This window comes from Daejeonella sp. AP26 (genome assembly GCF_056680515.1).
Map to the genome: position 1 here is coordinate 432,595 of NZ_CM155286.1, position 18,700 is coordinate 451,294.

22 protein-coding genes are annotated in these 18,700 nt (G+C 40.0%); 14 read left to right on the plus strand and 8 right to left on the minus strand.

Annotated elements, in window-relative coordinates; genetic code table 11:
• Nucleotides 1-24: 24 nt before the first annotated feature.
• Entirely contained in the window at nucleotides 25-2,079 is a 2,055-nt protein-coding gene (locus AC1MCB_RS01785; protein WP_479967032.1) for a M13 family metallopeptidase, read from the minus strand.
• A 687-nt stretch (nucleotides 2,080-2,766) separates the two neighbouring features.
• Here AC1MCB_RS01785 and AC1MCB_RS01790 point away from each other — a divergent pair.
• The 4 genes from AC1MCB_RS01790 (at nucleotide 2,767) to AC1MCB_RS01805 (ending at nucleotide 6,826) form a co-directional block, all read left to right on the plus strand.
• The gene (locus tag AC1MCB_RS01790; protein WP_479967033.1) at nucleotides 2,767-5,520 is read left to right on the plus strand and encodes a valine--tRNA ligase; all 2,754 of its coding nucleotides are present in this window, start codon (nucleotides 2,767-2,769) and stop codon (nucleotides 5,518-5,520) included.
• Nucleotides 5,521-5,722: 202 nt separating this feature from the next.
• On the plus strand, nucleotides 5,723-5,926 hold the full coding sequence (locus AC1MCB_RS01795) for a dodecin family protein (RefSeq protein ID WP_479967034.1): 204 nt from the start codon (nucleotides 5,723-5,725) through the stop codon (nucleotides 5,924-5,926).
• 26 nt (nucleotides 5,927-5,952) lie between these two features.
• A complete protein-coding gene (locus AC1MCB_RS01800) occupies nucleotides 5,953-6,438 on the plus strand; it encodes a BON domain-containing protein (RefSeq protein ID WP_479967035.1) in 486 nt (161 codons plus the stop codon).
• A 7-nt stretch (nucleotides 6,439-6,445) separates the two neighbouring features.
• Nucleotides 6,446-6,826, plus strand: coding sequence for a LysM peptidoglycan-binding domain-containing protein (locus AC1MCB_RS01805; protein WP_479967036.1), 381 nt, complete (start codon nucleotides 6,446-6,448; stop codon nucleotides 6,824-6,826).
• 39 nt (nucleotides 6,827-6,865) lie between these two features.
• On the opposite strand, the gene AC1MCB_RS01810 is transcribed toward AC1MCB_RS01805, so the two are convergent.
• Both AC1MCB_RS01810 and AC1MCB_RS01815 read right to left on the minus strand, forming a co-directional pair.
• Nucleotides 6,866-7,318, minus strand: a complete 453-nt coding sequence (locus AC1MCB_RS01810; protein ID WP_479967037.1) for a hypothetical protein — start codon at nucleotides 7,316-7,318, stop codon at nucleotides 6,866-6,868.
• A gap of 84 nt (nucleotides 7,319-7,402) precedes the next feature.
• Nucleotides 7,403-7,864, minus strand: coding sequence for a type I restriction enzyme HsdR N-terminal domain-containing protein (locus AC1MCB_RS01815; RefSeq protein ID WP_479967038.1), 462 nt, complete (start codon nucleotides 7,862-7,864; stop codon nucleotides 7,403-7,405).
• Nucleotides 7,865-8,066: 202 nt separating this feature from the next.
• Between AC1MCB_RS01815 and holA the strand changes: the two genes are divergently transcribed.
• The 5 genes from holA (at nucleotide 8,067) to AC1MCB_RS01840 (ending at nucleotide 11,734) form a co-directional block, all read left to right on the plus strand.
• Complete coding sequence (holA, locus tag AC1MCB_RS01820) at nucleotides 8,067-9,098, plus strand: DNA polymerase III subunit delta (protein ID WP_479967039.1); 1,032 nt, start codon at nucleotides 8,067-8,069, stop codon at nucleotides 9,096-9,098.
• 738 nt (nucleotides 9,099-9,836) lie between these two features.
• Nucleotides 9,837-10,505, plus strand: coding sequence for a ferredoxin reductase domain-containing protein (locus AC1MCB_RS01825; protein WP_479967040.1), 669 nt, complete (start codon nucleotides 9,837-9,839; stop codon nucleotides 10,503-10,505).
• A 55-nt stretch (nucleotides 10,506-10,560) separates the two neighbouring features.
• Nucleotides 10,561-10,848 (plus strand): hypothetical protein, encoded by a 288-nt coding sequence (locus AC1MCB_RS01830; protein WP_479967041.1) that lies wholly within the window; start codon nucleotides 10,561-10,563, stop codon nucleotides 10,846-10,848.
• A 67-nt stretch (nucleotides 10,849-10,915) separates the two neighbouring features.
• Nucleotides 10,916-11,374 carry a GNAT family N-acetyltransferase gene (locus tag AC1MCB_RS01835; protein WP_479967042.1) on the plus strand — a complete coding sequence of 153 codons (459 nt, stop codon included), beginning with the start codon at nucleotides 10,916-10,918 and terminating at the stop codon, nucleotides 11,372-11,374.
• 204 nt (nucleotides 11,375-11,578) lie between these two features.
• Entirely contained in the window at nucleotides 11,579-11,734 is a 156-nt protein-coding gene (locus tag AC1MCB_RS01840) for a hypothetical protein (protein WP_479967043.1), read from the plus strand.
• Nucleotides 11,735-11,975: 241 nt separating this feature from the next.
• On the opposite strand, the gene AC1MCB_RS01845 is transcribed toward AC1MCB_RS01840, so the two are convergent.
• The 3 genes from AC1MCB_RS01845 to AC1MCB_RS01855 form a co-directional block, all read right to left on the minus strand.
• Nucleotides 11,976-12,488 carry a hypothetical protein gene (locus AC1MCB_RS01845; protein WP_479967044.1) on the minus strand — a complete coding sequence of 171 codons (513 nt, stop codon included), beginning with the start codon at nucleotides 12,486-12,488 and terminating at the stop codon, nucleotides 11,976-11,978.
• Between the two features lie 214 nt (nucleotides 12,489-12,702).
• Nucleotides 12,703-13,095: a PPC domain-containing DNA-binding protein gene (locus tag AC1MCB_RS01850; RefSeq protein WP_479967045.1), complete on the minus strand. Its 393-nt coding sequence runs from the start codon at nucleotides 13,093-13,095 to the stop codon at nucleotides 12,703-12,705.
• Between the two features lie 252 nt (nucleotides 13,096-13,347).
• Nucleotides 13,348-13,632 (minus strand): hypothetical protein, encoded by a 285-nt coding sequence (locus tag AC1MCB_RS01855; RefSeq protein WP_479967046.1) that lies wholly within the window; start codon nucleotides 13,630-13,632, stop codon nucleotides 13,348-13,350.
• A gap of 364 nt (nucleotides 13,633-13,996) precedes the next feature.
• Here AC1MCB_RS01855 and AC1MCB_RS01860 point away from each other — a divergent pair, with 364 nt between their 5' ends.
• The 5 genes from AC1MCB_RS01860 to AC1MCB_RS01880 all read left to right on the plus strand — a co-directional run bounded on the left by AC1MCB_RS01860 (nucleotide 13,997) and on the right by AC1MCB_RS01880 (nucleotide 17,475).
• Complete coding sequence (locus AC1MCB_RS01860) at nucleotides 13,997-14,533, plus strand: pyridoxamine 5'-phosphate oxidase family protein (protein ID WP_479967047.1); 537 nt, start codon at nucleotides 13,997-13,999, stop codon at nucleotides 14,531-14,533.
• Nucleotides 14,534-14,568: 35 nt separating this feature from the next.
• On the plus strand, nucleotides 14,569-14,790 hold the full coding sequence (locus AC1MCB_RS01865) for a hypervirulence associated TUDOR domain-containing protein (RefSeq protein WP_479967048.1): 222 nt from the start codon (nucleotides 14,569-14,571) through the stop codon (nucleotides 14,788-14,790).
• A gap of 902 nt (nucleotides 14,791-15,692) precedes the next feature.
• The gene (locus AC1MCB_RS01870; RefSeq protein WP_479967049.1) at nucleotides 15,693-15,848 is read left to right on the plus strand and encodes a lmo0937 family membrane protein; all 156 of its coding nucleotides are present in this window, start codon (nucleotides 15,693-15,695) and stop codon (nucleotides 15,846-15,848) included.
• Between the two features lie 352 nt (nucleotides 15,849-16,200).
• Nucleotides 16,201-16,986, plus strand: a complete 786-nt coding sequence (locus AC1MCB_RS01875; RefSeq protein ID WP_479967050.1) for a DUF72 domain-containing protein — start codon at nucleotides 16,201-16,203, stop codon at nucleotides 16,984-16,986.
• 87 nt (nucleotides 16,987-17,073) lie between these two features.
• The gene (locus AC1MCB_RS01880) at nucleotides 17,074-17,475 is read left to right on the plus strand and encodes a DUF2141 domain-containing protein (protein WP_479967051.1); all 402 of its coding nucleotides are present in this window, start codon (nucleotides 17,074-17,076) and stop codon (nucleotides 17,473-17,475) included.
• A 104-nt stretch (nucleotides 17,476-17,579) separates the two neighbouring features.
• Here the strand turns inward: AC1MCB_RS01880 and AC1MCB_RS01885 are convergent, their stop codons facing one another.
• A complete protein-coding gene (locus tag AC1MCB_RS01885; RefSeq protein WP_479967052.1) occupies nucleotides 17,580-18,467 on the minus strand; it encodes a hypothetical protein in 888 nt (295 codons plus the stop codon).
• Between the two features lie 18 nt (nucleotides 18,468-18,485).
• Nucleotides 18,486-18,692, minus strand: a complete 207-nt coding sequence (locus AC1MCB_RS01890; protein WP_479967053.1) for a hypothetical protein — start codon at nucleotides 18,690-18,692, stop codon at nucleotides 18,486-18,488.
• Nucleotides 18,693-18,700 lie beyond the last annotated feature (8 nt).

Genomic DNA, 18,700 nt, shown 5'->3' on the forward strand with positions numbered 1-18,700 from the left:
TGGGGGATAATTCAATTGGGGATATTACCAAATTTTAATTCGGTCTTCCGGCTTTTTATAAAGTTTATCTCCCGGCTGTATATTGAAGGCTTTGTACCATGCGTCCATATTTACGGGAGCGCCAATGGTTCGGTAAGGACCCGGAGAATGGGGGTCAGTAACGATCAGTTGTGCAGCTGTTTCATTTAAGATATTGCCGCGCCAAACTTGCGCCCACGAAAGAAAGAACCGTTGATCGGGAGAGAAACCGTCAATCTTTTCGGTTGACTGGCCTTGCGTGGTCATCTTAAATGCTTCGTATGCTGCATTTAAGCCTCCCAGATCACCTATGTTCTCTCCCATGGTAAGCTGACCGTTCACATGCAGGGTATCCAAAACGGTGTATGCGTCAAACTGTTTCTTCAAAGCCAGGGTTTTTTCCATAAACTTCTCACGATCCTCGTCAGTCCACCAGTTTTTCAGAGTACCATCTTTATCATACTGGCTGCCCGAATCATCAAACCCGTGTGATATTTCGTGACCGATAACTGCACCGATGCCACCATAGTTAACCGCATCGTCAGCTAGAGGGTCGAAGAACGGGAACTGCAATATGCCTGCAGGGAAGACAATCTCGTTCATTACGGGATTGTAATAAGCATTGACAGTAGGAGGCGTCATTCCCCAGCGATTACGATCAACCGGTTTGCCCAGCTGGCTAACCATCTCATTGTAATTCCATGACCCTGCATTCTTTAAGTTTTGAAAAAAGGACGCCCGGTTAACATTTAAGCCTTCATAGATTTTCCATCTATCAGGATAACCGATCTTTGGTTTAAAGGTTCCAAGTTTAGCAAGTGCTTTTTCTTTAGTTGCGGGAGTCATCCAGTCAAGATTCTTAATCCGGATTTCGTATGCTTTGATCAGGTTGGCAACCAATTCCTGCATGCGCTCCTTTGCTTCGGGCTTAAAATAGTTTTTTACATATAACTGTCCCAGTAATTCGCCAAGTGTGCCGTCGGTTAGCGATGCCATGCGCTGCCATCTCGGAGTTTGCACTTTCTGCCCGCTCAGCGCCTGCGTAAATGCAAAGTTTGCATCAACAAAATCAGAGCTTAAGTATGGAGCTGAGGTTTTCAGGATGTTCCATTCTAAGTACGTTTGCCAGTCGTTAACCGGCGTGCTGGTCAACACCGAATTTAATTTGGTAAAAAAGCTCGGAGAATTAACAAGAATGCTATCCTGATCTTTAACTTTCATTTCAGCCATCAGCTTCTTCCAGTCAATTGCCGGGGTGCTTTTGCTTAGGTCGTATACGGCGAACTTATTATACGTTTTTTGCGGATCACGCATTTCAACCCGACTCAATTGCGCTTCTGCAAGGGTCTTTTCTATTTTAAAAATGGTTGCCGCTTTCTTTTCAGCAACCTGGGCAGATGAGCCGCTCAATGTAAATAACCTAACTATATACTTTTTATAAGCATCGCGAATTCCTTGGCTACGGCTGTCGTTTTTAAGATAATAATCACGGTCTGGTAAAGTGGTTCCGCCCTGTGAAAGTTGGGGGATCATATTCTCAACATTCTTGCGGTCCTGACCGACAAAAAAACCAAACATAGGTGTACCTATTCCTATTGTGCGCATATAAGCCGTCTGGCTTAAAACGTCATTAAGAGTTTTTACTGAACTTATATTTGAAAGGTCGGCTCTAATAGGCGTTGCTCCGGCTTTTTCAATTGCTATACTATCCATTCCGGCAGCGTAAAAGTCACCAACTCGTTTCTCCACTGATCCGGCGGGTGCTTTTTTATTCTCTGCTGCAGAGGTGACTAAGGTTTTTACAGCATTAATATTGAAATCACGAAGCTTGTTAAAACTACCCCAACGGGTTTCCTTAGCTGGAACGGGGTTGTTTTTTATCCAGGTTCCGCTGGCATACTGATAAAAATCTTCTCCCGGCTTAACGGAAAGATCCATATCAGAATTATTAATAAAGGTTTTGTTTTTTGCCGGGGCCGGAGATGCGTGTTGTGCAGTTGCCTCAACAGAGACAAAAGACGCCAGCCCAAGCATTAAAAGCTGGGATTTAATTCTTTTCATGAAATTAAGGTTGCTTAAATACAGGTTGAATTTAAGTTTTAGAGTTGTAAATAGGAAGGTGGGTTAAGAAAAGCTACTTGTTAAACCAATAGATAATTCGGTTCAGTTTGAAATATTCAAATAAAAAGTTCAGTAGTTTATAACTAGACATGTTTTTCATGGTTTCTATAACCTTTTATTAAATAACAGCGATTTGATAAAAATATTGTTATAGGGCGGTAAATGCCTCACCCTAATTCCCTTTTTTAAGGGGCGAGGGGACTTTGTACGGTGTTAGCCTCATCCCTAAATCCCCTATCCAAAAGAGAGGGGACTTTTGGATAGTGCGTTTTAGCGTTCGCTTTATCATTTTTAAGTCGGTGGGGTGAAGAGCCCCCGGGCCTCACACTTAGATTCTTCACGCCTAAATCTTTTATCCAAAAGAGAGGGGGCTTTTGAATAGTGCGTTTTAACGTTTGCTTTGTCATTTAAGTCGGTGGGTTTACAGCATAACCCATTGTAACCCTCTACTTTGGAGAGGGATGCCACTGTATCAACAGTATCCCCAAACTTTCAAGGGGTGAGGCTATAAACCTTAAAAGCGTGAGGCAATTACCAATAAATCTATAAACTTTCAAAGGGAGACGGCAGTGAGGCTATTTTCCTCTCAAAAAACGTATTTTTGAACCTTTAAATTTCAGGCGAAATATGAGCATTGCTAAAACCTATAACCCTAAAGACACAGAAGATAAATGGTACAAATACTGGCTGGATAAGCAGTTTTTTCGGTCTTTACCTGACGACCGGGAGCCATATACGATCGTAATTCCACCGCCAAACGTTACGGGAGTGCTTCATATGGGGCATATGCTAAATAATACTATTCAGGATGTATTGATCAGACGGGCCCGCATGCAGGGTAAGAATGCCTGTTGGGTGCCTGGAACAGATCATGCCTCAATTGCAACCGAGGCAAAGGTAGTGGCTATGCTTAAGGAACAGGGAATCGACAAAAAAGACTTGAGCAGAAAAGCATTTTTGAGTTATGCCCATGAATGGAAAGATAAATACGGAGGCATTATTTTGAAGCAACTTGAAAAATTAGGTGCATCATGTGATTGGGATCGTACGAGGTTCACCATGGAGACTGATCTGTCGGAAGCAGTGATTGATACGTTTATCCATCTACATAAAAAAGGACTAATCTATCGTGGCGTGCGCATGGTCAACTGGGATCCTCAGGGTAAAACCGCTCTTTCAGATGAGGAGGTAATACGGAAAGAAGTCAATCAAAAGCTATATTATATTAGGTATGAGGTAAAAGAGGAAAGTGGGAAGCTGAAAGCTGAGGAAAAAGTGAAGGGGATCCAGTTGGAAGTTGAGAGAACGAAGTCAAAATCGGCCCCTGTTTTCAATTCTGAGTTCCTCGTTATAGCGACAACACGCCCTGAAACTATCATGGCGGATGCAGCTATTTGTATCAATCCCAACGATGAACGTTTTAAGCATTTAAATGGTAAAAAGGTTTTTATTCCGCTTATCAACCGCGAAATTCCGATTATCGAGGATGAATATGTAGACATGGAATTCGGAACCGGATGTTTAAAGGTAACACCCGCACATGATTTAAATGACTATGCACTTGGAGTAAAACATAATCTTCCGGTGATAGATATCCTCAATAATGACGGGACACTAAATGAGCTGGCGGTGATACTGGTTGGTGAAGATCGTTTTGTAGCACGCAAGAAGATCGTGAAAATACTTGAAGACGCGGGCCATCTTGACAAAGTAGAAGATTATAAATCCCAGATTGGATTTTCAGAGCGTACTGATGCGGTTATCGAACCCAAACTGTCTCTGCAATGGTTTTGCAAGATGGATGACATGGCTAAACCGGCACTTGAGTACGTGTTGAAAGGGGACGTAAAGCTAATTCCTGAAAAGTTTACCAATACCTACCGTCACTGGATGGAAAATGTGAAAGACTGGTGTATTAGCAGGCAGTTATGGTGGGGACAGCAGATCCCTGCCTGGTATTTTCAGCATGAGGCACCGGTAATTGCAAAGACCAAAGCGGAGGCACTGGAAGAACTTATAAACCGCGATGAAAATCGCAGGAAGATGTCTGAAGATGAAAAGGCTGGTTTCAGAAAGCAGGCCGAACCATTTTTAAAGCAGGACGAAGATGTTTTGGATACCTGGTTCTCAGCGTGGCTTTGGCCTATTTCAGTATTCGACGGATTTAAAGATCCGGATAACGCGGATATAAACTATTACTACCCCACCAACGACCTGGTGACTGCCCCTGAAATCTTATTTTTCTGGGTTGCACGGATGATTATGGCAGGGCATGAGTTTAGAGGTGAGGCACCGTTTAAAAATGTTTATCTGACCGGTATCGTTCGTGACAAGATTGGTCGAAAAATGTCGAAGTCATTAGGTAACTCCCCCGATCCGATTCAATTAATTGAAAAATATGGCGCTGACGGAGTGCGGGTGGGAATGCTGTTGTGCTCACCGGCAGGGAACGATCTGATGTTCGATGAAAGCTATTGTGAGCAAGGGCGTAATTTTGCTAACAAGATCTGGAATGCTTTCCGGCTGGTTAATGGTTGGGAGATAGATCAAAACCTGGAAAACCCGAATAAGCAGGCAATTGACTGGTTCGAATCGGAATTTAGTCGTGCGTTAACGGATATCGAAAACAACTACAAGCAATATCGTCTTTCAGAGGCTCTGATGGGAATCTATAAACTTGTGTGGGATGATTTCTGTTCGTGGTACCTTGAGATGATCAAACCAGCCTACCAACAACCAATTGATGCCGCAACATACGATGCAACGCTCGGCTACTTTGAAAGGATCTTGAAGTTGCTTCACCCTTTCATGCCATTTATTACGGAAGAGCTATGGCACGAAGATGTATTTGGTAAACGAGAGGAGATGGACTGTTGCATTGTGGCAGAGTACCCGCAAGCAAGTGAGATTAATTTACAACTACTAAAAGATATTGAAGTTGTGAAACAGGTCATCACTGAAGTGAGGAACATCCGCAACACAAAGCAAATTTCCCCAAAGGAAGTTCTTCCGTTAAATATAAAAGTACACTCGGCGGTAGATTACAATGCCTACTCTAATGTGGTTATCAAACTGGCCAATATCAGCGAATTAAACTTTGTTACTGATAAAGTTTCGGGCGCTTCAGCATTTATGGCCGGAACCGATGAGTTCTTCGTGTCTTTGGCAGATAACATTGATGTGAATGCTGAACGTGAAAGGCTCGAAAAAGAAATTGAATACTTCAGAGGTTTTCTGAAGTCGGTGGAAGCTAAACTTAACAATGAGCGTTTTGTTAATAACGCAAAAGTGGAAGTTGTTGACAATGAACGCCGAAAGCAAGAGGATGCTTTATCGAAGATTAGGATATTGGAAGAAAGTCTTGGTGCATTAGCAGGATAAACCCATAGTATACTTTTATAAGCACAATATAAGCCGGCCCTTCAGCCGGCTTTTTTGTGCCTTAAAATTTATTAATACAAAGCCATCGCTTACTAAACGACAATGCCCTGACATTAACGGATGTTTAAAACAATATTCGTGCTTATTACTTTAATTAAACATCTGCAGTTAATTAATTTATTCACCATTAAACTTTAATGCCATGTCAATACTTAAAGTAATTGAAGTGATGTCAAATTCAACTACCAGTTGGGAAGACGCAACTCAACAGGCGGTTACAGAAGCTTCAAAAACACTGAAAAACATTCGATCAGCGTATGTTAAAGAACAAACTGCCAAGGTGGTAGATGGTAGAGTTACCGAATATAGAGTGAACCTCAAAATAACGTTCGAACTTGAACACTAATCTTTTAATCACTTAAAAGCCGTCATATGAAGTACTTATTAATTCGAAAAAATTTAGCAATTGCATCGTTCGTTTTGGCGAGTCTGCTTTATTCATGCAAAGCCAGTGACTCTAAGATTCAAGAGGCTGCACGCGTAAGTGCTACCGCTGTCGATCCGGGAGTAAATGTTGAAGTAATAGAAGGAGTAGTTACTCTGACCGGGGAGGTGAAAGATCAGGCCACCCAGGAAGCATTAGCCAGTTCAGTGAAAGATGTTAAGGGCGTCAAATCGGTAGTAAACAATACTACCGTCATCGCATCAGAGGTAGAGGTAAATCCGGATAACTTAATAAGGGCGGCTATAGAGGAGAACTTTCTTCAAAAAGGTGTGAGGAATGTTGACTTTACGGTGGCTGGTGGTGTTGTTACACTCACAGGGGAGGTCACCAGGGGTGATCTGCAAAAAGTAATGCAGGCAGCGAATGAAGCTAAGCCTAAAAAAGTGAATAATCAGTTGAAAATAATTAATTAATATCAGTATGGCTATTAGAGAAAAATACAACGAGGTTATCAGTCTCGCTCAAGCAAGCGGGGTATCTGACCTGAAAGTGAATGAACAGAATAACGTATTATATGTAACCGGTACTGCTTCTTCTGAAGAGGTAAAACGAAGTATCTGGGCAGCCTACGAGAAGGTTGATCCGGATATGCGGGCAGGGGATATGGTATTGGATATATCGGTAACTCCTACCGCAGGTCAGCAAACTTATACAGTTAAATCCGGTGACAGCCTGAGTAAAATAGCAGGAAATTATAACGGGATAACCTGGCAGCAAATTTTCGAAGCTAACAAAGATCAGATTAGTAACCCCGACCTAATTCATCCGGGACAAGTACTGAAGATTCCATCAAAGGCTTAAAACAAAAAATCCCGGTTAAACCGGGATTTTCTGTTTATTCTATATTGCGTGTTGCCCTTCGGGACGCGCCATTTGCCTGATCATTTCTTTGATCTCCCAACGGGTTTGTTCCTGCCGTATCAGTCCCAGATTTAGGGAATGCATTCGTTCGGTTGTGTGGATATTCAGTTCGTTAAACCTGGTAGTAACCTTGGTTATGTCCATGGATGGTATTGATATGATCTGACCTTCTTCGGGGCTGTAATATTCCAGCGTATCATCATGGATGTTGACAAAGGGTACCTTCGACCTTTTATTGATCATCGTAGCTAGTGCGATCAAAAAGATCACGCCCAGAGCCAGGTTTACCAGGCTTAGTTGGGGCATAGTGATGTCAAATGCCACCCCCAGTGTGTTCAAAAAGAGCACGGATAAAAAAATCGTTGAGTACATCAATAAACGGGCATCATTTGAATTGGAGCGATAATGCGTAATGTGCAGTTGATATGTCATATGATTTAACTATTAATATTTCCCCTGCTTACGAAAAATAATCCAAAAGGTTATACGGGTTTATATAATTTAATATTAACGTAATTATTTATCAAAAGGGTAAGAGGGTATTTCCTTATGGAACGTGTAAGTACTCCTGGCATAGTCTACTTTACAACAAAAGTGTTGAAGACCGTTACTCACAATAAGCCACTGAACCCTGTGCACAAAATTATACCTGGCAATCTGGTCAAAGGTATCCTGGGTTATCTTCACCGAAGGTGCTTTACACTCTACTAGCATTGCTTTTTCTCCGCTTGCATTGAAAAGTAGTACGTCGGACCGTTTTTGCAAAGCATTTAATTTTAAGCCTCCTTCCAATTTAATCAGCGTTCTTGGATATTTTTTTTCTTCAATTAAAAACTTTACCAGGTGTTGTCGCACCCATTCCTCAGGTGTTAATACCAGGAAACGTTTTCTAAGCTCATCAAATATGTATGTCTTCCCACCCTCTTGCTTTATTTTAAAAGGGTAGGCAGGAAAATTTAGGGGTACCGTATCAAACATCCAGCAAAAATGGAGAATCAATTTGATAATATGCTAGTAAGCGAATGCGCGGTAGAAAATGAATTAATAAATGTGTGGTCAGAGTCTGACAAGGCCTGAGCAAACTACACTTCTGCCTTCTTCCTTGCTACCTTCCAGTTTTCAGTCTTTACCTTAATTTTTTCGGTTTTAACTTTCATTCCTGTAATTTGCAGGCCAGATAATGAATATAAACGAACTGGTTAAAGACCTCAAGAGCCGTAATTTTAAACCGCTGTATTTGCTGCACGGCGAAGAATCCTACTATATTGATAAGATCAGTGAATATGTTGAAGATAATGTTCTGACTGACGCGGAGAGGGGGTTCAACCAAACGGTTTTCTACGGAAAGGATACCGATATTATGACAGTCCTGAATTCGGCAAAGCGCTTTCCGATGATGAGCGAATACCAGGTCATTCTTGTTAAAGAAGCCCAGGAAATGAAGTGGGGGAAGGATGGCGATGATGCAAAAAAAGCAATCGACCCGCTTCTAAATTATCTTGAAAATCCGCTCAGAAGTACCCTCCTGGTGTTTTGCTATAAGCATGGCAAATTCGACAAACGAAAGAAAACGTATAAGGCTATTGATAAGAACGGCGTGGTGTTCGAATCTGCAGAGATATATGCGGATAAGGTTCCTGCCTGGGTAGAAGATTACGTGAAAGAGAAAGCCTATCGTATTAATTCCCGCGCTTCGGCTCTTTTGGGCGAATATCTTGGAAATGACTTGTCGAAAGTTGCCAACGAGCTGGACAAGCTAATGCTTAACATCCCCGCGGGTGGTGAGATTACAGCTGAACTTGTTCAGGATAATATTGGGATCAGTAAAGAGTATAATGTATTTGAACTTCAGGCAGCTCTTGCCCGTCGCGATCCCTTTAAAGTAAATCAAATTATCAATTATTTTGCTTCTAATCCTAAATCAAATCCCATGCCTTTGGTATTAGGGGCACTTAATACATATTTCACCAAAGTACTTAAATATCATTATGCAACCGACCGTTCCCAGCACGGCCTTGCAAGGGAGCTTGGTGTCAGCCCTTATTTCGTCAAAGATTATGAGATGGCTGGTAGAAATTTCGACAAAATGAAGACTTTCAGGATAATCGGTTATCTCAGAGAGTGCGACCTGCGATCAAAAGGCGTGGATGCCACAGGAAATACCGATGATGGTGAGCTGATGAAGGAACTGATGTATAAGATAATTCACTAGGTAGCTGTAAGGTATCAGGTATGGGTTATAGGCAGTCTATGGTTAAATCATTGAACTAAGCCTAACATTTCACTGCAATTTTCAATTTTGCTTTTTAGAAAAAGTTCTGTTTTCAAGTATAGTCTATGCTCTTTTTCTAAGTTCGGATAATTCGCCGTCAGCAAGTTTTTCCCTTCTAGTAGCTGGATAAGTCCGCTATGGTTACTTTCTTTCGAATTTTCAGGTCATAAACCATTAAATTTTTCAGCCTGGTTTTATAGTTGTTCTGATAAGCAAACAGTGTTTGAAGGCTTTTTGCTGGACTTAATCTTAGCCATAAAAATCTGGATGTTTATCGGAGCCCTTTCCTCTTTTTTTGGTCTGTAATTTCTCCAATAATCCAAAGTTATGACTTGGACGTGTACTTTGAAAAACACATTAAATATTCCTTGTATAATTATAAAGGTTCTCTAGTAGTTTGCTACTAGGAAACCTTAAGGAAACCCCTATTAAACTACTAGGAAACCCCTACAAAACTTGTTTGAGTTTGGACTCATTTGATAACCGTTTTTAACGGATAAAAATCATGGTTTAAACATGCCATTAACTAAATGAAATCAGAGGCTGGATCTGGACATTCGGAACAGAATCTAGTTATATTTTGCCCCTTCGATGACGGAAACATGTCCCGCTTTTCTTTATATCATTTAAATATCTAGCTTTAAATTTTAACCACTTAAACGCGTTTTACTTTTAGAAATGGAAGAACACATTGTTAAGATTTTGAAAGCCGAATATTTAACTCAGGACGTTAAACGCTTTGTGGTTGAAAAACCTACGGGTTACAGCTTTATACCGGGGCAGGCAACCGAGGTATCAATTAACACTCCCGAATTTGTAAACGAAAAGCGACCCTTTACTTTTACTAGTTTAAATGAATGGGACTATCTGGAATTCATAATTAAGATCTACCGTGGTCATAAAGGTGTGACCAATGCTTTAGGCTATACCAATGCGGGTGATGAACTCATTATCCGGGATGTATGGGGAACGATACAATATGAAAAGCCAGGAACTTTTATAGCCGGTGGTGCAGGTATTACCCCTTTCATCGCCATCCTGCGTGATCTGCATAGAAAGAATCAGGCTCATGGAAACTCTCTTATTTTTTCGGTAAAAGGGTCTGATGATGTCATCCTTGAAAGAGAATTTAAGGAGATGCTGGGAGCTGACTTCCACACGATTTTTACCCGTGAAAATATCATGGGCTACCGGGAGAGAGAGATTGACAAACACTACCTGATTGAAATCGTGAAGGACTTTAGTCAGCATTTTTATGTTTGTGGTCCCGATTTATTTGTAACCAACATTACTGCTATGCTTGAAGAGCTGGGTGCCAGTTCCGACGCACTTATTTTCGAACGATAGGATTTCTAAAAAATATCCGTTGCAACCATTTCCATTCGTAAGTGTTATTCGTAGCATGGAAAATCCAGTATTTTTACTTGCGAAGAATCCTCAGAATGAATGCAGGGATTTAATATTTCACAGAGACAGCGATCTGCGCGTCAAGGTCATCTGCCTTGATCACCAGAAATTTGAAGAAAATCTAAATGAATTGCAGTTATTCGCTGACAATGATGGCGAAAGGCTGCTCTTTGAAACGGTAGACTATCAGCCCGATGATCCAGGAATATTTATTGAAGCAATCAGATGGTATGCCAAATATATAGGTAACCCGGAAATGGAAATAGAGGCAGAGGTTACTTAACACTCAAGTTTATCAACAAATAAAAGTTTGCCGTCCGCTTTACGCGAACAAGTTCGTAAGGAAGTATATGAATATTGAAATTATCGACTACGAACCCGGCTACAAAGAGGATTTTCGTAGTTTAAATCTTGAATGGATTTCTATCTGGTTTGAGATAGAACCACTTGATCTGGAGCAACTGGATTATCCGGAAGAAAACATCATTGCTAAAGGAGGGAAAATCTATTTAGCGAAAGTTAATGATGAGATCATCGGAACAATAACTCTTAAAAAAGTGGACGACACAGTATACGAATTATCGAAGATGGCTGTATCTCCAAAGCACCAGGGCGCCGGAACGGGAAATTTATTAGCCAGGCATTTAATTAAAGAGGCTCAGGCTTCGGGCTGCAGAATGCTTTTCCTTGAATCAAATCAGAAACTAATTCCTGCTCTAAATCTCTACAAAAAACTGGGCTTTATTGAAGTGCCGGTTGTTGATTCGCCATTTTCACGGGCGGATTACAGAGCTGAGATGTACTTTTAGGCTCCTGGAATATAAATTTGCTTAGTTAGTATCTTTATGGACACTTATTCTTGCCGTAGAATGAAATTTTATCCCTGTATCTAAAATTTTATAAGCCTCTAAGTGTTGAACTTATCAAGTGTTTTTCTTGAGAAAAAGGATCAAAACAAAAAATTAACTACAATCCGACTTTATTGCCGTAAGCTGAGTTAAAACAAATGTGTTATGAAACTGAATAAAGCTTGGCACCTATCTCATCCAATGCCAAAAAATCCAACCCTGGAACAACGAATTACCTGGCATTTGGAGCACAAGAAAAATTGTGACTGCCGTGATATTCCGGCAAAATTGAAAGAAGAAATCTTGAAAAGAGCTAAATAGAAAGCTTCAATATTAGAGATGGGAATTAGATGCTGGGTGAGAAATCTTTCGTGAAAATGTCGGCAACGGAAGATTGTTCATTTTGCTGATGATACAACTACCTGTGTTCCAGGCAGGGAACTGACAGGCTATATGAGGATCCGATCACACGAAGCATAGAAAATTATGCTGTCCACAACGGCCTTTGTATTTCCCGCGCATACTCTTGAAGGCTGAAATTAGCCCAAGTTCTTATAAAGATTTAATGCAATTCGTTAACATATCTGTCAATTATTTGACGGTATGATTCTAAAACATCTTCAATCGGTTGTTCGCTAAGACCGTCCAGGTCACGTCTGATAGCCTGAGATATTGATGTCGCTGTTTTTAAATCAGGAACTCTACCGGCACAAACTAATATTGAAACAAAATCATCTACTGAAGAGGATAATTTTTCTTCAATTTCCCGCAGATTCTTTTTGTGTCTCCCTAAAGAATATTTTGCGATTAAATCATACCATTTTAAGTCCTCGGTTATTTCGGAAAGAGTTTTTTTGGGGTCTACCTTTAGATCTCTTAGACTTCTCTCAATAGCCCTCGTTTCTTCACTAAGTTTTTTACACTCCTCTCTTGTATCAGTAACTAATTGATCAATCACTCGCTGAATTGCCGGCGCATCCTCAGTCTCTCTTAATTTTTTAACGACATCCACAATACTTGGTATAATAGATATTCCTGCCTTCCCGTAAAGAAGTGCATTGTCTAATCCAAACATAAAAACCTCCCTTATTTAAAGTTATTTGGCCAGTCTTAGAGATAGATAGATTTTAGTGATTCTAGTTAAGATGAATGTTAAAAGTAATAGCGCTTTTGATGTGCATCATTCACTTAAATTTACTAAAGATTCCCCAACTTTCTAATAGGTAACTCATCTAAAAGTCCCATGCGGCCAATTGGGTATTTCTAATTGCAGGATGCATAAGGCCAAATCATTTGACTAGCAGTTCTTTGTAACCCGATGTGCGGTCAAATGCAATTTCTGCTGTCGTGTATACAACCCTGCCTTGTTTTAGATGGCCTCCTGTTGTTTTACCATTCCTATCGCTGACCGAAATATGCAAATGCGAACCTGTTTCAGAAAGAGTCCCGGTGAGCGAGACGATTTCAAACTTCCCTTTTAAAACCTCCCCTTCTTTCTTGTCAGCATAACGTATAGTTGCCTGTTGCAGGCTTCCGCAGCATGTTATCATGCATGCGGCTTTGATGTGATACTCTTTTACGAAATTGTCCAGCATAATCATTACATCTTCACCTGGCCCCAATCGCATTGCAATTGCCATGATATTGGAAGCTGCTTCAATGGGATTTGGTTGGGCTGTCATGAACACATAAAATGTAATTAATGATAGCCTAGACGATTATTTCATCGCTATTGAAGATTTAGTCACAGGCTCAGGAGGAAAGTAAAATTGGAAGACTTAAAGAGCGGGGGGTAATGCTGTTTGAGGTTCTCGGCTCAATTGTGTCAGATTTAATCAGGTAAACAAATCACATCGGGGTTTTTGATAGAAAACCCGATGTGACAAGAACCCGGACCACTGCCTTTGGGGCAGTATACGAAATTAATGATCCATTCAACTAAGGTTGCCCTCCGCCATTTGGATTTTAGGCAGTCCCACTGATTTCTCTACATTTACCTCATAACAGAAGTTTTGTGCATAAGCTCCTGCATTTGTATCAAGAAACTGCTGAACATCCCTTGCATTTTCGGCTTCCCACAAACAGGTGCCCGTTTTGCCATCCATAGCCGGATAAACTCCATGGAGTTTCAAATTGCTGGGAAGACTTTTTGTCACATTTTCTGCAGCAGCCCAGAAACCTTCAGGATCGCTGATGTTGTGATGTGCGATAACTAACATAGCTTTAAGTTTTTAAGATTAAATTGGTTGACTAACAATCGGTTAGAACAATGGAGTGTTCTCAAAAACGATTAGAATTTTCGCGAGATGTCTATCGAAATTTACATCAAATCAAGAGCTTTTCCAAATCTAATTGAACAGTTTTCCGTTGCTTTTGACGCAACCAACCCGAGCAATTAAATATACAGGGTGAACGTCTTTTTTTTTAGCTTTTGATTAAGGATTGAAAAGATCAAAGCTTAGCCGGGGCCTTCGAAAATCACAGCAGCGAGGGTTTATTGTATGCGCAGATACTTTCGCATTTAATTGCCGCATTTAAACAATCCCAATACTCTGTTGTTGAATTCATCAAAAACATAGCATTATGGATAGCATTAACCGTCAACAAGAGGAAGAAAATTATAAGGATCTTTCCGGGACTGAAGCAGGGAAAAAAATTAAGGAATTGGCAAGTAAGAATAATACTTGCTTTTTCTGCACAGGGATTGTATCAGGCAAACCAATCACGACACGCCCCATGTCGGCACAGAAGATTGATGAAGATGGAAACTTCTGGTTTTTAAGTGCGAACGACAGTCATAAAAACCAGGACATACAGGCGGACCCTGCCGTGCAGCTTTTATTTCAGGGATCTGCGCATTCAGATTTTTTAAGCTTATATGGAACGGCAACGATTTCAACCGACAAAGAGTTGATTAAGGAACTTTGGGAACCAATTATAAAGACATGGTTTACCGAGGGCGTAGATGATCCCAGGATCACTGTCATTAAGTTTAAGACAAAGGATGGATACTATTGGGACAATAAGCACGGCAACGCAGTGGCTTTGGTTAAAATGGCCGCCGGTGCTATGATGGGTAAAACCCTTGATGATTCTATAGAAGGAAAACTTAACGTTTAATTGAGCTTTCGATTATAACGTAATTGCTGCCAGCTATGAAGAAGGGCGAAACGGTACACTGGAAGTGGGGTGAATCTGAAGCAGAAGGAAAATTAGAAGAGAAATTTACAAAACCAGTCAGTAGGAGTATAAAAGGCACCGAAGTTAAGCGAAAGGCCAGCAAAGATGATCCAGCCTGGCTTGTTAAACAGGAAGACGGGAGTGAGGTGCTAAAATCTGAAAAGGAATTGAAGAAGGGGGGAAAATTAACTAAGTGATATAATCGCTAAAATGTTCTCAATCTTACTGCCTGTCTTCCTTCAGAATGACTTAAAAACAAAGCATCCCCAAACGGAGAGAATGGGGACGCTTTTAACCAACCAATTGAATTTAAACCTAACCAATAAATATAAACTCACCGCAAACATAGTGTATTTTGAACACTTTGTAAAACAAATCCCAAAAAAAGCATTTAATTGACCTTAGGTTGACTTTTCAACCCAGGCACTCGATCGCAAATCAATATATTTTTTCGAGTGTTGAAGCAAGTATATTAATGGCCCACTCCTTCGGATATCTTTTCAAGCGCCCACCAGAACCTGATCCTCTGGAACGAAAAATAATGTCTAAAAAGTATGGAGGGTTTGATATAAAAATATAAACAATACTCGTAGAAATTAACCAAGAACTGTATTATAATAGTCGATGATACTGATATAATTAGCTGAAGTCGTGCTCTATAATAAGTTAATCTCATATTTAAGTGCGATTAACTTGAGAAGAATCCTGGAAAATGTTCCTTAAGCCTTACACTCACTATTCAGCCGTTCCAGAATCAACAATATTGGCGATTGAAAGGAAGACAGCGAGATTTGAATCAACTGGCTGCTACGGGCCCAGGGAAACATACTCTTCATGACTTTCAAACTACGCTTTTTGAACAGCATTTAAGACGTTATGACCACTGTTTTAAACTACGCTTTTAATAATTATTAAGAATGATATCGAAATATCGCAATGGCAAGTTCAAGTTGGACAGCCTGATTTCGATGAGTTTGGGGTGAGTGGAAGCTAATTACACATCACTGACTAAAAACTAAATAATTGTGAACGCAATACATGGAATAGTTATAGCATATAAGTTTCTGTAAACATAAATACTAAACTTAAAAGCAAACCTATGGGTAACTTATTGTATGTAATCGCAGTCATTTTAATTATCGTTTGGATTTTCGGAAGCTTTGTGTCTCCGTTTGGAGGAAACCTAATACACATTTTATTAGTGATAGCTATTATCGCCATTTTGTTAAGGGTTATCAGAGGAGGATCGATTTAATGAATTAGCAAATGAAATCCGTCTTGCACTAGGCGGATTTCATTATTTTACTACTTAAGTATTGCTTTTGGGGGATTAGGGGTTGGTAATTGTCTCCATCAATATTTCATATTTCATTATAGGTACAGGCTGTTGTCCTGGCTCCATTACTCGGTTAAAAGCTCTTTAATAGCTGCAGCTACAGTCTTTGCCGCTCTGTAATTAATTCTAAGTCGTACTCTTAATTCCAGGTTACTCTGCCTTTATTCGAGTATGCAACTAAACGTTTCTCGAGTTTTATTGTTAGAACTCTGACTGAAATCAACAACGCAGTTGAGATTCTAGGCTTTCTGCTGATCTGAAAAACTTGAATATGACTGAATTAGATAGCACTAAAGCCAGGTTTTTTTCCGGAGCGAGTGGTGTGGTTGTACCTCATCCAAACAAGCAATTTTACCCTGAGGAATTCAGGGATAAAAGTCGTTTGAATTACTATGCTTCTTTATTTAATAGTATAGAGATCAACAGTTCGTTTTATAAACTTCCTATGGCGTCCACGGTTAAAAGGTGGGCTGAAAGTGTTCCCCAGGATTTCCGGTTTACCTTCAAACTCTGGCGTGACATTACCCACGTGAAAGAACTGGGATTCACCAACGATCACATTGATCGGTTTATGGATATAATTGCAGAAGTCGGACAGAAAAAAGGATGTTTGCTAGTGCAGTTTCCTCCAAGCCTGTCAGTACAATATACTTCCCAGGTAGGCAAGCTTCTGGAACGCATTGCCATTACTAACCAACAGGGCTGGAGTGTCGCGCTCGAATTTCGCAACAGCAGCTGGTATACCGATCAAACCATTCAATTATTGGATAGCTACAAAGCAAGTGTCGTGTTACACGATAAATTGTCGGCGGCCAATACGCTAATACATGGTAACGCAGGATTTATTTATTTAAGATTTCACGGCTATAACGGAGATTATAAGGGGAGTTATGAGAATGACTTTCTAAACGAATATGCTCATTATATAACAGAATGGATGACTGAAGGGCTCGACGTTTACGTCTATTTTAATAATACAATGGGGGATGCTGTTAATAACCTGATTACCTTAAATCGTTATGTAAATGAGCTGGAAATAAATGGAAAGGAAATTTAATGAGGTCGACTATTCACGGTACGACAGGGAAAAATACCAGAATGAAAATTCTAATGCAAACAAACAATTTGAAACACAGATCTACCAATGAAACGAATAATATTATTCATGCTGCTTGCTTACTGCGGTAACGCCAATGCGCAGGACTTAACACTGGTAGTCGATATTGCAAATTTTAAAAACGACTTCGGAACCGCTAACATATCACTATTGGATTCTAATAAACGAAATATAAAGCAAATGAATGTCGCCATCGAAAACAACTCGGCTCAAGCTACATTTACAAACCTGGCTGAGGGGAAATATGCAGTTAAAGTGTTTCACGATGAAAATAATAATGGAAAACTAGACAGGGGTTTGCTGGGGATCCCGGTTGAAGAATGGGGCGCGTCCAATAATCCGAAGAGAGGTTTTGGTCCCCCGAAATTTAGAAGTATGCTTTTTGAGCTTCAGGAGAGCAAAGAAATCCTGATAAAATTAAATAAATAGAGCTATTAGCGCAGTTAACAATCACATGAACAGTGTAATTGCAAAAAAACCAGCTTCATTGATTTATGAAGCTGGTCAGATATCTGATTACATCATTTGAAAGCTTACAAAGTGATTAATATATTAACGTCAGAATCAAGCCTTTGCCGCGTAGAACCTAGTTGATTTTCAAGAGAGTTTACATTGTTTTGAAGTTCGTAAATCAATGCTTCGCGTCTGTTAATATCGTTTGTAGAAAGGGTCGATCTGGTATTATTCAAATTTGTTCGTATACCTAATAATTTCTCCATTGCTACTTTCAGCAAAATTTCACTATAAGACATCGTTTCCCAGGTCTGTTCGTAGGTGCTATAAACATTCTCTCTTGATTTCACATAGTTTGAAGACCATCTATCCGAATAGTCAATGTTGCAGTTTCCAATTTCATCGCCATGGTTTAAATGAGCCTGAAGCGCATTCTCAGAAATGTTGATGGTTACTCCGTTTGAACGATTGTTTGAAGGATTATGACAGACAGTGATCTTTTTCTGATTTCTTGGATGTTTCCGATCTGCGAAATTCCCGAAATTCCAATCTAGGTCCATATCTCTTTTGCCATTCAACATCTTGCTGTTGCCATTCGATCTGTTTCCGTTGTCCTTCCATTTGTTTCCGTTGCCATTCGATTTATTCCCACCGCCATTTTTAGCACCAGCATGACTGTTTGATTTATGGTCATTCGCATTGTGATTCTTTTGATTTTGAGAATTTTTTGGATGATTATCCGGTTTTGCGTTGCCGGTACCATTATTCTTTTGATGACTGTTTTTAGAAAAGTTGTTATTAATTCCCTTTCGATCCTGTCCTTTGTCTTTGGATGAAGATGAATTCTGAGATTTGCTTTCTTTATTCTTCCTATCATTATTCTTATCAGGCTGAATGTTTGTAAACATAACCGCCGTTAATAGTATTAAAGGAAGGACACTTACTTTTAAGATATTATTCTGTTTCATGATTTTGAATTAATCAGTTTAAAATTCTTTTTCTATTTTCTCCATGGATTCTTCAACCTTTTTTGCCTGTTCATCCAGTTTTTCAGTGGATTGCTGAAGGTCGGTTGATACAGAGTCCATAGTGGCGATTTCTGGCTCATCTGCTTTTGCAGTGTTATTTGAACAGGATGGCGCTAAAAAAATAAGTGGAAGCGATAAGATCAGGTAAATTATTCGGGTTCTCATTTGAAAAA